The organism is Geminocystis herdmanii PCC 6308, assembly GCF_000332235.1.
Lineage (GTDB): Bacteria > Cyanobacteriota > Cyanobacteriia > Cyanobacteriales > Cyanobacteriaceae > Geminocystis > Geminocystis herdmanii.
This window is the reverse complement of sequence record NZ_CM001775.1, coordinates 734,795-748,015: the sequence shown is the minus strand read 5'-3', so window position 1 is coordinate 748,015 and position 13,221 is coordinate 734,795. Positions and strand designations below refer to the sequence as shown.

Sequence of the window (13,221 nt, the reverse complement as noted above, 5' to 3'; positions counted from 1 at the left end):
AAAGGGGGAATTATAGAGAAGATTGGTAAATTCTTTTTCGTAAATCGCCTAAAATGACTTAAAATATATAAAAATACAAATATTATTTAATAATATAAAAACTCTAAAACTGTTCTTTTTTCCCTATGCTTATTAAAAGATTATTAGACATTATTTAAACTTCATGGGCGAAACTTTGTACACGGGTAAAATTAAAAGGTCCAGCCACCGAACCCCAAAGTAATTCATCCGTAATTAAGTCTCTACCTCGATCGAAACTAATCATTTTTTCTTCACTAATTTCAAAACTATTATCAAGATAAGATTCTTTGCCTTTTCTAACAACAATACAGGCTTTTCCCGGTTTTACATAACCTTTAAAATGAGTACCAGTCCATTCGGCAATCATATCACAACCGTTCATTTTTTCTAAATGTTCGATCGAAAGTTGTTTTAATTTTTCGGTATTTCTCGAAGCACCATAAAAAGGAGTTTCTTCTTTTAATTTATAATGTTCTAATTCTAAATGATCATCTACCGCATAAATTTTAAATACCCTTAAACGGTAAGGTTGACTAGGTAAAAAATCGTAGGCTTGTTCTAAAAATAGACTTACTCCTCCTAATAAAGACTCAGGCAAAGGGCGCATACAAACTCGAATATGGGCGAAAAAAGGGGGGTTATCAAAGGCTTGTTGTTGATTACTAAAATCTGCCGCCATTAACCTAGCTAAAGCCTTAATATCTGTAGAATTACTCATGTTAAATAGTTATTTATTATAAATTTTTTTCAATGCTAGTTTACCACGATTTTGGATAGCTATTTCTGCATCTTTTTCTATAATTTCCGTCAATTTATCCGTTATTTTATTAAGTAAATTTTCATGGGAAGAATCAATGGCAAAATATAAATTTTCGAGGGAAACAATGGAAGCGTAACGCACTACCCATTCACCATCCTTAACCGTAGTAAAAAGAATATCTAAAATTTGAGTTTGAGTAGGGATAACATTTTCTGAGGGTAATTGATGCCATTGTAAACTACCCAATCCTTTAGCGGCTGCCCGTCTGACACTCAAAGAGAAGTCATTAACAGAGGCTTTTATCAGTAAATCTAAGGCGCGAATATCTCCCACTCCTGCAAAAACTCTTATCGCCCAAGCCCTTGCTCCATAATTATATTCATCAAGACTACTGAGCAAAGGTTCGATAACCACTTCTCCAAGAGAAATTAAGCCTTCTGTAGCGGCAACGGCAGCACCGGGGTTATTATAACCTAAGACTTTGATGAGAGTTGGTATGGCTTCGATCGATCGAGCGTGTGCTAATTGAGTGACCGCTTGAAATAATTTGGGAGCAGAATCGGCGGTTTCAACGGCTTCGATGAGTGGAGTAACGGGATTAATAGTTGTTTCTATCATAGTAGTATTAATAAAGTTTTTTGGTGAAGTTAGGAGAGAGGAGAGAGGAGTTAGGAGAGAGGAGAAATACTAACCAGTTAGGGAAGAATTGTTTGATTTTATGGAGTGTTTTCGAGAAATTCAGCTGGAGTTAAGCCCTTTTGAATGTATTGAGGGTTACTAGGATTATAAGGACTATAAGCTCGATCGAGCTTAATAATTTGTGCATTAGGGGATAAAATAGGCAAATCTGGATCAAATGCAGTACTTCCGCTTAAATTACTGGAAAAACCCTTAAAAATCATAATTTCCACCTCCTCATCATTATCCTTAGCGGTGACAATTAAAACCTCTTGAGGGTGTTGTTGACTATAAGTCTCTAATACTTGAATGTTAATATTCACTGGACTGATAAATTAGGTTTTCTTAATTCTTAATTCTTAATTCTTAATTCTTAATTCTTAATTCTTAATTCTTAATTCTTAATTCTCCATTATTGCTCAAGAGCTATTCTACCTTGTTTAATAAGTCTAAAGGTTAAGAAATAAAAGAGATAAATGAAATACATAACTAAACCTGCCATACCTAAAAACCCTAAAAATCCGGGGGTGGAGTTAGCATGAAAAATACTTTTATATTCCCAAGGAGCTTCAAGCCACACTCGACAAAGTTTTTCTACTTTAGCATCAGGGGAAAAGGTACACCGTAAAAAAGGTATAAAAGCGATCGAGCTGATAGTACCATAAAAAGTCATCGCCCAGCGCCAACTTCTTAGGGTTAGCCGTAAAGGGGATTTTGGTAAATCTCGAATTTCGTCATTAATATCCACCCAAAACCAAAGACTAATTACCACAAAAATATGTCCTAAAAACCAAGCAATATAACCAATTTGCCACACAGGAATTAATAAATAAATACCGATTGCCATTAAACTAGCAACTCGCCAGAAAATCAGTAATAAACGCTGAATAGATTGAATTTGAGCCTTTAAAGCCCATATAGAGATAATTAACGGCACAATTAGGCATAAAAAGACGAATAACTTATAATTAGTCCAAACTAGAGCTTTTAATAACGTTTCTTCCATAAATCAAAATAAAGATAAAAATAAAAATAGGTGGGAAAAACCCACCCTATAACCTAAAAATTGCCCGAAAATTAGTCTTCGTAAAGGCGACATTCTGCCGCATCGGGGTTATCATCACAATATTGCTCTAAAGAAGTTTTAGGATGCTCATTTTCTTTTTGGTGAGATGCTTCCGCTTGTAATTCTTCCACTGCATCCCAAGCCGCCGCACATTCAGGTGAGCCTTTGCCGTTGATGTCACAAACCTCCCTAGCTTCTTTGATTTCTTCTTGAATTTTCTCTTGTATGTTACTCATAGTTGTAGAATCCTTTACTTTTTTGTTATCTGTCTATAGCTTATAACAGAATTTTATTATTCGTTATCGGGATATACCCCATTGCTATCTACAAAATTATATCTTAACCTGAGTTCAAAGAAAAAATATCCTCGATCGAGAATTTAGATATACCCTAGAGAGGCATTGAAAAAAAATAGACTTTGTTTAACTATGAAATAAGGACTAAAAGTTATGCAAAAATTTTTTATCCTCATCACAGTATAAATTAGATGTTCGATCGAGTCGATCGAATATTGAATGAGATAAAGAATCTCTAGGAGAAAATGAGAAATGGTATCTAAAACATTGTCAAAGATAAGTTTCGGCTTAATGATTTTTTTCGCAGTGGCTACCGATAAAGTATTAGCTCATGGTAGTGTAATTAATTATCAGACAAAAGAATCGATCGAAATTGAGGCTAAATTTGATAATGGCACACCCATGAAAAATGCCCAAGTAGTTATCTACTCCCCCAGTAACCCAACGGAGGCTTGGTTAACTTCTAACACTGATGAAAACGGAAAATTAATATTTTCTCCCGATTTTTCTCAACAAGGTAATTGGAGTGTCAAAGTGAGAAGTGCCGGACATGGTACTGTAATCAATATTCCTATAGAATCTCCAGCTACGGAAGCGGATAATTCTAAGACTCCAGAAATCATAACATCTCGATCGACCCCACCACAACCTTTAAATGCTACCTTGACAATGACGCAAAAATTGATGATGGCAACTACAGGAGTATGGGGTTTTGTAGGTACAGCTTTATTCTTTTCTCGCAAAAAAGATTGAGGATGAATGGAGAATGGAGAATGAATTAAAAAAGTTCAATAGACATCTTTAAATAATAATAATTTTCCCACCGTAAAACAAGCATCTTGCCTGTTGCTTTTTGCCTACCTTCATCAAAATACTTTCTCTGCAACCCCTAATTAACTGACTGACTAACAATATTAATTTCTTCCTCCGTTAACCCATAGATTTTATACACTAATACATCAATTTCTCTCTCTAAATTACTGGTATCTGCTAGAGGATTTTTTCTTTTTTCCCCTAATATTTCCGTTACTAATTTGATCAATGGTTGTTGTTTTTTCTCATTAATATCTTTAGGAATAGGAATTTTTGCTGTTACTTGATTATCAAAGTGCATGGTGCGAATAGCCTTAGCAAAGACAAATAAATAAACATACCAGTTAAGCAATTTTGAATGTAATAAAGCCCAGATAAATTCAGGTTTAATCTCTGGTTTTAATTCAATTTGATTAATAGTATCCACTAAAATTAAATCTTGATTTTCAGGAATAGAAGCAGTAATCTGGATATGATCGATCGGATTCATTATATGTGCAATAATATTTTGAACTAAAATAGAATTAGCCTTAATAAATGCCTTATTATCATTAACAAGATGACGATTAATTTTGCCTTTTATGCCTTGAATGCCATATTTTTGCACTTCTGCACCACCAATTACATCACTATCTCCTGTCTCACTAACTAATTTTTGCAACATCGCACCCCGTTGATTTGTGCTAATATCATTTAAAAATTGACAGTTATTTAATATTTTTAATCCCACTTGAATTTCTTGATCATTAATACCATTAATAATAAAACCAAACTTTTTAAAAATTCTTTTATCTAAAGTAGTTAAATATTCGATATTTTCTCCAAAACGTTTTAAAGAGTCATAGCTATTATTAGCCTTATTTTTATTAAGTTGAAAAATACAAACTTCTAACTTTACATCTTGCCAAACTTTACCACAATCCACAATTTTTGTTAAATCTTTAATGGTATCTTCTCTAATGTTTTGATAGTTAGAGGCAAAAGTAAAAGACTTAGGAATAATATAAGATTGAATCCCCCATTGATTCAAAATATCATAACCTTTTTTGATAAATAAAATCGCTGTTTCTGTTGTGCCATAACTATAAATTTCGTTGAGTATAGCTTGTTGATTTTGATTTAATTTAACTCCATAAGGCGGATTCCCGATAATCATATCAAAACCGATAAAATCACCATTTTTATTTAACACTTCGGGAAACTCAAAACGCCACTCAAAACCATGACGATAGATAACATTATTTTGCTTATCTCCTATTTCTTGAGTTAATAAATTAACTTGTTTTTCTAAGTCTTTTTCCTGCTTTTCACGGGCTTTTTTCTCCTTAGCAGATTCTGGTAATAAAGACAGTTGATTTTGTAGATTATATAACTCATTTTCCTTTTTCCTTAACTCCTGTTGTAACGGATCATTTCCCGTCATTACCGTAGTAAAATTATCTTTTATTTGCTTAATTAACCTGATAACTTCCTGCTTTTCTTCCCTGTTTTTAGGATTATGATAAGTTTTGATTGCCTGTTGATAATCTTTAATAGTTAAATGATGTTTTTTCAGTGCTAATTTTAAATCAGATTTCAAATCAAAACGACTAATTAAAGAATTTCCACACTTAATATTTATATCAATATTTGGTAAAGTTTCAAGAGTTTTATTCTCCCCTCGCCCTGTGGGAGAGGGGTTGGGGGTGAGGGTAATCGAGGAATTTTGATCCCCCCCAGCCCCCCTTGATAAGGGGGGAGTAGTGTCATTTAAAGTTTCCTTTTTTAAGGGGGGAGTAGTGTTATTGAAAGTTCCTTTTTCTAAGGGGGGAATATTGTCATTGAAAGTCCCCTTTTTTAAGGGGGATTTAGGGGGATCATTTTGACGATAATAGGCATTTTTTAGCAACTCAATCCATAACCTTAACCGACAAATTTTGACAGAATTAATATTAATATCCACCCCAAATAAGCAATTTTCAATGATAGTTTTCTTCTCATGAAATAAACTTTCTTGGATGCGTTGACTATTAGCAAATTCGGGCTTATAATTATACAATTCTCCATCTTCATCCTTAATAATTAACTCATCATTTTCTAGCTCGATCGAATATTCCTTAATACGTTTTCCTTCCCTATCCTGCCAAATATTTAAGCTACTTTTTAAAGCAATAATTTCATTTAAAGCCGACACTAAAAAATGACCAGAACCCACCGCAGGATCGCAAATAGTGATACTATTAATGATAGAATTAGCTTCATTTCTTGCCTCTGGCTTTTGATATTCTATTAACTCTTTTAACTCCTCAATATTTTCACAACGCCACCCTTTAACCTGATTAAATTTAGTAATAATTGCCTTAGTTATAGTTTCCCGACACATATACATAGTAATAAAACCGGGCGTAAAAAATGAGCCATCTTGATAACCGTTAATCTTCTCAAAAATTAACCCCAAAACCGAAGCATTAATTAAACTTTTTCTTTCCTCTTGAATTTCCTCTTTACCCTCACTACTGAAATTATAAGCCGATAAAAACTCGAATAAATAAGTTAAAGTATTTAACTCTCCTGTTTTTCTTCTTCCTTGATTATCTTTTAACACCGTATGCTTAAATAAAGATAGTTGATAATCATTGTTTAAGTTAGCAATAAAAAGAGTTTTATCTTCTAATTCTGTTGTTTCAAATAAACCACTATTGAGATAAGGTACATAATGATATTTAGCTTGAATATTGCTGTTTCTCTCCTCAAGTTTTTTTGCTAACACTTGAAAGAATAAAGTATCCAAATCATTAAAATTAGTAATCTTTTCCTTGTTAAGAAAACTATAGTTTTTATCGCCATTGTTATAGTTAATTAGTTGAGCTTCCAATAGTTTTAAAAACAAAATACGGTTAACCCAAGTAATCACTAATTCTAAAGCAACCTTAAATAATTGTTCCTGATAATTCTCCCCCAATTCCTCAAGGTTAGATAAATTATTGAGTTTACTATAAGTATCTAAATGATAGATAACATTTTCTAATAATGAGCCTTGATGACGATTTTCGGAGGAAGGGCGTTGAATTAATTTTTTACTTTTTTCCTTGACTTCTGTTAAACCAATTATATGTAATAATTCGCTATAAAAATCTTGATTTAAGCTGTTGCTATCGTTAGCAAAAGGTAATTTTAATAAATGCTGAGGAGATAAAATTTTATAAAGAGGAATTAACAGCTTATCCTCCGATACATTCTCATAGTCATGGAGATTAAAATAAGTACAATTTTCTCTTAATTCCTGCTCTTTTTCTGTGATATATTTACTTGCAATTTCTTGATAAAAAAGCTCTTGTTTTTTACTGGTTAATCTGCCTTCTTGAAAGTTGTTAAATTCTTTAATTAAAGGTTTATGGTGATAAAATAATCTTTCAAATAAATTAGCATCAAAGATAAACCAGTTATAAATATCAGTAACGATTAAATGTTTTAAGTTGATGTTATTATCATTAATTCGGGCTTGTAAATAATAAAAAAGTACCTGCTGTAAAGATTTAACATTAAGTTTATCAAGACTAACCATTTCGCTTTTATTTTCTGGCTTTTTCGTCTCGATAATTACCCCAATTTGACTGTCTTTATTACCGTTATGAATAACTAAATCATTTCGATTTTGAGTGTTAAGATAATGATGGTTTTGATAATAAGTTCGATTAAAAAAATCTCGTAAATTATTTTTATGATATTCTTCTGATTCGTGAATTTTGCTCTTAGTAATAGTGAGCAAATTCTCCAAATTGTACTTAAATTGATCAATATCTTCCCTCGCAATAGGGATTTTTCTAAAGGCGGAGTTTAAGGCTTGTTTAATATTATTAGACATTGTTAAAAATTAAGGCTTTTCTACAGTAGTTATGACAAAATAAACTTATATCAAGTTTGTTTAATTATCTAAAATTATTTTTGGGTTACGCTGACGCTAACCCAACCTACAATACTGAAGGCAAAGTTTAAGGCTTGTTTAATATACATTTTCGATCGATCATATATTATTATATATCAACCTAGTTTTGTATCTATTGGTTGAGGAGATTAGTGATATGACAGCTAAAGATATTTTTCATGATGCCGTTAGTCAAGGGCTAAAAAAAGAAGGTTGGACAATTACAAATGATCCACTTAGTTTAAAATTTGGGGATACTCGTATCTATATTGACTTAGGTGCTGAAAAAATATTAACTGCGGATAAAGGAGAAGAAAAAATTGCCGTAGAAATTAAAACTTTTATCGGTGATTCTGTCTTATTTAACTTTCATGTTGCTATTGGACAATTTATCAATTATCAGATAGCCTTAGAAAATAAAGAGCCTAATCGTATTCTTTATTTAGCTATTCCCCAAGAGATTTATAATACATTTTTTCAATCTCTATTAGCACAATCTGTGATTCAAAAATATCAAATTCCACTCATTATTTATGAGCCTGAAAGTGAGGTAATTTTACAATGGTTGATTTAAAAAAATATAAGCAAATTGTTCAAGATTTATTAAAAGAAATTTATACTCGTGATAGCTTTGGAAATAATAATCAAATTGAGTCTCAACTTATTTTTGACATTGAAAATAATCATTATCTTTTAGTTGATGTGGGTTGGCAGGAAAAACAATATATTTATGGAACTATTATTCACATAGATATTAAAGGTGATAAAATTTGGATACAGCAAAATAATACCGAAATTAATCTAGCTGAATATTTGCAAAAAAAAGGTGTTAATAAAGAGAATATTGTGATTGGTTTACATTCTCCTTTTATGCGTCAATTTTCGGGATATGCAGTCAATTAAATCGGCTTCTTAATTCTCCATTTCCTTTAGATGTTTGATTAAGGTTTCCTGAGTTAATGCCGTTTTGAGATGTTGCCATGGTAAAATTCGATCGAACTCCCATTGATCATGTACATAGTATTCTAAAGGGGGGATTTCTCCTTTCAATTCTTTAAAAGCACGTTTATAACTTCCTAAACTATCACCATAATTACGAGTTAATTCTAAGAGCTTACTTAACCTTCGATCGCCCCTAGAAATTAAAGCCTGAATTACAGACCAACTATAGCTTTCAGGGCGAAAATCAACCCCAATTTTCCGCAGATTTTTCTCTAAATATTGCAATCTTTTTTTACTATCGGCATTCACCCCAAACCATTGAAAAGGAGTATGAGATTTGGGTACAAAAGTACTGCATCCGAGGGTAACTTTGAGCTTCGGCGCAACTTTTTTGACTTGTGCCATCATGTCGATAGTAGCATCAATATCCGATAAATCTTCTTGGGGTAAGCCCACCATACCATAAAATTTGATCGCCTTTAGCCCTCCTGCTTGGGCGTTGACTCCGGCTTGGATTATTTCCTCATTTTCCAGCTTTTTATTGATTAATTGCCTAATTTTAGCAGAACCACTCTCGATCGCAATGGTTATCGATCGAGTATCTCGTTTTTTGAGAAATTCCGCTAGTTTTTCTGTTACAGTATTAGTTCTTACAGATGCTATACTTACTCTTATATCATCAAATTGTGATTGAGATAGGTAGTCAATGAGAGTATCAAATTGGGGATGTTGGGTGACGGATGCGCCTAATAATCCTAAACGATTCGTGACTTTTAAGCCTCTTTCAATGGCAGGAATCAAAGAATCTTCTAAACTGGCGGTACGAAAAGGTAAAGTAAGGTAACTAGCCAAGCAAAAACGACACATTTCAGGGCAACTTCTCACCACTTCCACCATATAAATATTTTCCCATGCGGATTTTTCCGTTACTACCGTTGAAGCAGATAAAATATTACCTCGATAGGTTTGTTTTTCTACACTATGGGGAATATCATTATTTATCGGTTTTATACTCTCTATATTGCCATCTTTTTCTTGATAATTAATATGATATAAACTTGGTATATAAATCCCTTCTGTTTTAGCTAAATGAGTTAATTTTTCTTGTCTATTGTATTGTCTAACTTCTTGATAACTATTAATAAAATTGTCTAATAAATTCTCTCCATCTCCTAACAAAATAATATCAAAAAAATCCGCAAAAGGTTCGGGATTAGCGGTAAAAACTGAACCTCCCCCAAAAATTAAAGGATGATTTTCGTTTCTATCTTTACTATAAATAGGAATGTTTAAAAATTCTAATAAGTTGAGGATATTAACATAGTCTAATTCCCAAGAAAAAGAGAAACCCACTAACTCAGGATTTCTCGGTAAACTCTCATGAATATCCGTAAATAAACGACTCACTTCCACATCATTTCTTAAAGAAAAATTCGCCCAAACTAATTGATAACCTAAACTGGTTATTCCCACTGTATATTCATTAGGAAAAGCAAAAATTAAAGGAATCGGATTTAAGTTTTTTTGTACAGGGGTAAATAATAATTTTTCGTGGGCAAAAACATTCATATTAATAATAAAAATTACACTGATTCAATGAGTTTTTTATTTATAATAACAAAATTGTGTATGTTAAGTTCGTTCTCCCCTTACTTCGGTGCTGTTTCAAAGTAAGTTATACTTGGCGAGGGCATAATTTGAGTTTGGTGAAGGTAGGCAAAAGGCAAGTAGGCAAGAGGCAACTATACATTTTGCAACATCAGATTATAACCTTGATGAGTATAGTAAAATGTTGGGGTGTTAGGATATTAGGGTTTTTTCAAAGTCGGGACAAAATTTAATTTTTGTTAGTCGCTTTAGCAGACTTAAGCTATTAGCTTTGAGATTGCTTCGTGCCTCGCAACGCTGCGCGATTTATTGCAAAGCGATTTATTGGTGAAAACCCTTATCCCAACGTGTAATGAATTATACGTCTAATAGATACTGTTCAATAAATTGAACTCAATTTTAATGTAAATATACAATTAATTTTACTCACTTATTTACCGTTAACAAGATTTAATTTCACACACGGCATAATATTCGGGAGAGAGATATTGAGAGGCATAAGCCTGTAATTTTTCGGCGGTGAATTGTTTTACTATATGGGGATATTTGAGGGCTAATTTTGCTTGTTTTAAAACTTGATAATAACCATATAATCCTGCTAATTGTTCAGGGGTTTCGGTGGAAAATATATAGTCGTGACATAACGATCGTTGACAGTTTTTCAGTTCATTTGCTGTAACAGGTTCTTTCTGTAATCGATGAATTTGATTGCGAATAATATTCTCTATTTGTGGACTATTTTGACTAGATAAATAAGCTGTAATAGTAAATAAGCTAGAATGTTTTTGCAGGGAAAAATCGCAACTAATATCTAATAATAAATGTTCTTCTTCTCTTAATTTTCTGACTAATCTTGAGGTTCTACCACCACTCAAAATTAAGGATAACATATCAAGAGCGATCGCTCCTTCTAAATTTTCGATACCCGGTCCAATCCAACCCATAACGAGGCGAGGTTGTTCTAATCTAGGTAAAAATAGCTCTTGACGGTGAATGTCAATCATCGGTGGTTCGCTATCAAAATATACGTCTGGACATTCCGATCGAATGGTAAAATCTTGAAAACAGTTTTCAACCAAAGAAATGGAACTATCTCGATCGATATTCCCCACTAACACCACCGTCATATTTTCTGGTTGATAATAGGTTTTATGATAACATCGCATCTGATTAGGAGTATGTTGTAGGAGTAAAGGTTCTTCTCCTAATACCGATCGACTGTAAGGATGATTTCCATAGATAGTGTTAGCGAGACTTTGCATAATAATCCAATCATGATCATCATAGCTCGATCGAATTTCCTCTAAAACCACATCTCGCTCAATATAAAATTCTTCATCGGGAATTTCCGCTTGTAAAATAATTTCCGCTAAATAAGGCAAAGTATCGGGTAAATATTGAGAAGCGGTAGTCAGGAAAAAGTGAGTATAATCATAACTTGTAGCGGCATTGGCACATCCTCCCGTACTTTCCACGATGTAATCAAACTCTCCCGGAAAAATATTTTTTGTGCCTTTAAAGATCATATGTTCTAAAAAATGAGAAATTCCAGACCAAGATTTTGGCTCAGTGGTGACACCTGCATTTACCCATATATCAGCAACAACCACAGAACTAGTGGGTATTTCCTGATGAACTAAAGTTAATCCATTCGCAAAAGAAATGATGTCAAGATCATAACGACAAGACGGTGGACTTTTTAATTTAGAGTCTAGTGATAATATCATGTAATAACATTTATTTACCTTTTCTTAATCTTAACTCTAATACTGACATTTACATAAAATAGTCAGGAATTATTAACAATTAACAAATATTCTCATTCTGTTATATAAAACACTAATCTCCACTCCTTATAAAGAAAGATATTTTTGAATAAGGGCAAGTAAAATTTTTGCATCGGGGGGTTTAGCTAAAAAATCTGTCGCACCGACTAATTTTGCTCTAGCTCGATCGATATTGGTATCCTGCCCCGTTAAAATAATAATTGGAGTTTTTTCAAACACTGGAGAATTACGCAAAAACTGACAGACACTATAGCCATTAGCGTTAGGCATATTAATATCTAAAAGTATCAACGATGGTTGATGTTGAATTAACTGAGAAAAACCGTGCATGGGTTCGGGAATAGCTAATATTTCATAACCAGCAGGTGTAAGAATTTTCTTAATATTATGAGCGACAACAGGGCTATCATCAATACAGGCAATGAGAACCGCTTTTGTTTTAGACGTACTCTCTTTTGACGTTGAAGGGGGAGGAGAAGATTCTATAACAGGAGAAGATTCCCTCGTCACTTTTGCCGATGGAGTTGCGTTAGGAGAATTGATGTCTGGTATTTCCCTAAATTTAACCACGCCTTTACGAATGTAAAGAATTAGTAATTGAATCAAATCAATAATGGTTTTTTTGTTTTTTATAGCCAAATCCCAAATACTTAATTTTCCTTCCAAACCAGCTAATAAAGGTAATGATTGTTTGGGTTCATCCAACTTTGATAATGGTGCTAAACTGGGGCTAACCGCTTTTAAACCAAGACTCTCCCAATTAGTCCTTAATTTAACCACACTATCTAATATGAGGCTAACTTCTTGACCTGATAAAGCTAACACCAAGACTAAACCTGATTGAGTTTTTTGCTTATCTTGCCATTGTAGTTGTAAATCAGTGTATCCCAATAACTCAAAAAAAGCCTCATCTGTTACATAACGAATCGCCTCTTTTATCTGAGTCATACCAATTTTTTTTTGTCCTAATTGATGATGCAATAATTCATATTCCCAAGGTTGTTCGTTACTAAAAGAAATTGTGTCAAATTTATCCTCTATTTTGGCTTTAATTAATCCTCTTTTCCACCTTCTAACTCGATGCTTTTTGATGACGGCATAAGCTAATTTTCCTGAAAAAAAATGAATTTCTCCCACAACTTCTTTCGATTTGCAGAATAAGACTCCATTTTTATTTTCTTTGGCGATCGTACTTAGAGTTTCTTTTAACTCTGTCATCACATCAGTTTTTATTACCATAGTTCCCTCTTTTCCGAACGTAAATAAAGACTTATCTTTTATTATTTTATTGTAACTTTAATATCAAAGAAAATAACTTAACATTATCCATTTAACTCAAATCATAT

The 13,221-nt window shown here is 32.7% G+C and carries 12 protein-coding genes; 3 read left to right on the top strand and 9 right to left on the bottom strand.

All coding sequences use genetic code 11. The features are described 5' to 3' along the window. Window positions 1-154: 154 nt before the first annotated feature. The 5 genes from SYN6308_RS03695 to SYN6308_RS03675 all read right to left on the bottom strand — a co-directional run bounded on the left by SYN6308_RS03695 (window position 155) and on the right by SYN6308_RS03675 (window position 2,761). Window positions 155-739, bottom strand: coding sequence for a chromophore lyase CpcT/CpeT (locus SYN6308_RS03695; protein WP_017293084.1), 585 nt, complete (start codon window positions 737-739; stop codon window positions 155-157). Window positions 740-748: 9 nt separating this feature from the next. After that, window positions 749-1,399 carry a HEAT repeat domain-containing protein gene (locus SYN6308_RS03690; RefSeq protein WP_017293083.1) on the bottom strand — a complete coding sequence of 217 codons (651 nt, stop codon included), beginning with the start codon at window positions 1,397-1,399 and terminating at the stop codon, window positions 749-751. Between the two features lie 98 nt (window positions 1,400-1,497). Further along, entirely contained in the window at window positions 1,498-1,782 is a 285-nt protein-coding gene (locus SYN6308_RS03685; RefSeq protein ID WP_017293082.1) for a DUF7734 family protein, read from the bottom strand. An 89-nt stretch (window positions 1,783-1,871) separates the two neighbouring features. Continuing rightward, entirely contained in the window at window positions 1,872-2,465 is a 594-nt protein-coding gene (locus tag SYN6308_RS03680) for a DUF3177 family protein (protein WP_026101902.1), read from the bottom strand. 71 nt (window positions 2,466-2,536) lie between these two features. Next, window positions 2,537-2,761 carry a Calvin cycle protein CP12 gene (locus tag SYN6308_RS03675; RefSeq protein WP_017293080.1) on the bottom strand — a complete coding sequence of 75 codons (225 nt, stop codon included), beginning with the start codon at window positions 2,759-2,761 and terminating at the stop codon, window positions 2,537-2,539. A gap of 312 nt (window positions 2,762-3,073) precedes the next feature. Here SYN6308_RS03675 and SYN6308_RS03670 point away from each other — a divergent pair, with 312 nt between their 5' ends. Then, complete coding sequence (locus tag SYN6308_RS03670) at window positions 3,074-3,574, top strand: hypothetical protein (protein ID WP_071590976.1); 501 nt, start codon at window positions 3,074-3,076, stop codon at window positions 3,572-3,574. A gap of 136 nt (window positions 3,575-3,710) precedes the next feature. On the opposite strand, the gene SYN6308_RS03665 is transcribed toward SYN6308_RS03670, so the two are convergent. After that, window positions 3,711-7,478 (bottom strand): type IIG restriction enzyme/methyltransferase, encoded by a 3,768-nt coding sequence (locus SYN6308_RS03665; RefSeq protein ID WP_017293078.1) that lies wholly within the window; start codon window positions 7,476-7,478, stop codon window positions 3,711-3,713. Between the two features lie 217 nt (window positions 7,479-7,695). Between SYN6308_RS03665 and SYN6308_RS03660 the strand changes: the two genes are divergently transcribed. Next, a complete protein-coding gene (locus SYN6308_RS03660; protein WP_017293077.1) occupies window positions 7,696-8,112 on the top strand; it encodes an element excision factor XisH family protein in 417 nt (138 codons plus the stop codon). Continuing rightward, the gene (locus tag SYN6308_RS03655) at window positions 8,100-8,441 is read left to right on the top strand and encodes a XisI protein (protein WP_017293076.1); all 342 of its coding nucleotides are present in this window, start codon (window positions 8,100-8,102) and stop codon (window positions 8,439-8,441) included. Before SYN6308_RS03660 ends, SYN6308_RS03655 begins: the two co-directional genes overlap by 13 nt. Window positions 8,442-8,450: 9 nt before the next feature. Here SYN6308_RS03655 and SYN6308_RS03650 read toward each other — a convergent pair whose 3' ends face one another. From SYN6308_RS03650 to SYN6308_RS03640, 3 genes are all read right to left on the bottom strand, one after another. Continuing rightward, window positions 8,451-10,049: a B12-binding domain-containing radical SAM protein gene (locus SYN6308_RS03650; RefSeq protein WP_017293075.1), complete on the bottom strand. Its 1,599-nt coding sequence runs from the start codon at window positions 10,047-10,049 to the stop codon at window positions 8,451-8,453. Between the two features lie 479 nt (window positions 10,050-10,528). Beyond that, window positions 10,529-11,815 carry a M16 family metallopeptidase gene (locus tag SYN6308_RS03645; protein ID WP_017293074.1) on the bottom strand — a complete coding sequence of 429 codons (1,287 nt, stop codon included), beginning with the start codon at window positions 11,813-11,815 and terminating at the stop codon, window positions 10,529-10,531. Between the two features lie 126 nt (window positions 11,816-11,941). Beyond that, the gene (locus SYN6308_RS03640) at window positions 11,942-13,114 is read right to left on the bottom strand and encodes a response regulator (RefSeq protein WP_017293073.1); all 1,173 of its coding nucleotides are present in this window, start codon (window positions 13,112-13,114) and stop codon (window positions 11,942-11,944) included. Window positions 13,115-13,221 lie beyond the last annotated feature (107 nt).

Excerpts from the sequence above, each read along its gene's own strand:
- SYN6308_RS03650 (WP_017293075.1), bottom strand. The coding sequence starts at position 10,049 with ATGAATGTTTTTGCCCACGAAAAATTATTATTTACCCCTGTACAAAAA.
- SYN6308_RS03680 (WP_026101902.1), bottom strand. The coding sequence starts at position 2,465 with ATGGAAGAAACGTTATTAAAAGCTCTAGTTTGGACTAATTATAAGTTA.
- SYN6308_RS03670 (WP_071590976.1), top strand. The coding sequence starts at position 3,074 with ATGGTATCTAAAACATTGTCAAAGATAAGTTTCGGCTTAATGATTTTT.
- SYN6308_RS03640 (WP_017293073.1), bottom strand. The coding sequence starts at position 13,114 with ATGGTAATAAAAACTGATGTGATGACAGAGTTAAAAGAAACTCTAAGT.
- SYN6308_RS03645 (WP_017293074.1), bottom strand. The coding sequence starts at position 11,815 with ATGATATTATCACTAGACTCTAAATTAAAAAGTCCACCGTCTTGTCGT.
- SYN6308_RS03665 (WP_017293078.1), bottom strand. The coding sequence starts at position 7,478 with ATGTCTAATAATATTAAACAAGCCTTAAACTCCGCCTTTAGAAAAATC.
- SYN6308_RS03675 (WP_017293080.1), bottom strand. The coding sequence starts at position 2,761 with ATGAGTAACATACAAGAGAAAATTCAAGAAGAAATCAAAGAAGCTAGG.
- SYN6308_RS03655 (WP_017293076.1), top strand. The coding sequence starts at position 8,100 with ATGGTTGATTTAAAAAAATATAAGCAAATTGTTCAAGATTTATTAAAA.
- SYN6308_RS03690 (WP_017293083.1), bottom strand. The coding sequence starts at position 1,399 with ATGATAGAAACAACTATTAATCCCGTTACTCCACTCATCGAAGCCGTT.
- SYN6308_RS03660 (WP_017293077.1), top strand. The coding sequence starts at position 7,696 with ATGACAGCTAAAGATATTTTTCATGATGCCGTTAGTCAAGGGCTAAAA.
- SYN6308_RS03695 (WP_017293084.1), bottom strand. The coding sequence starts at position 739 with ATGAGTAATTCTACAGATATTAAGGCTTTAGCTAGGTTAATGGCGGCA.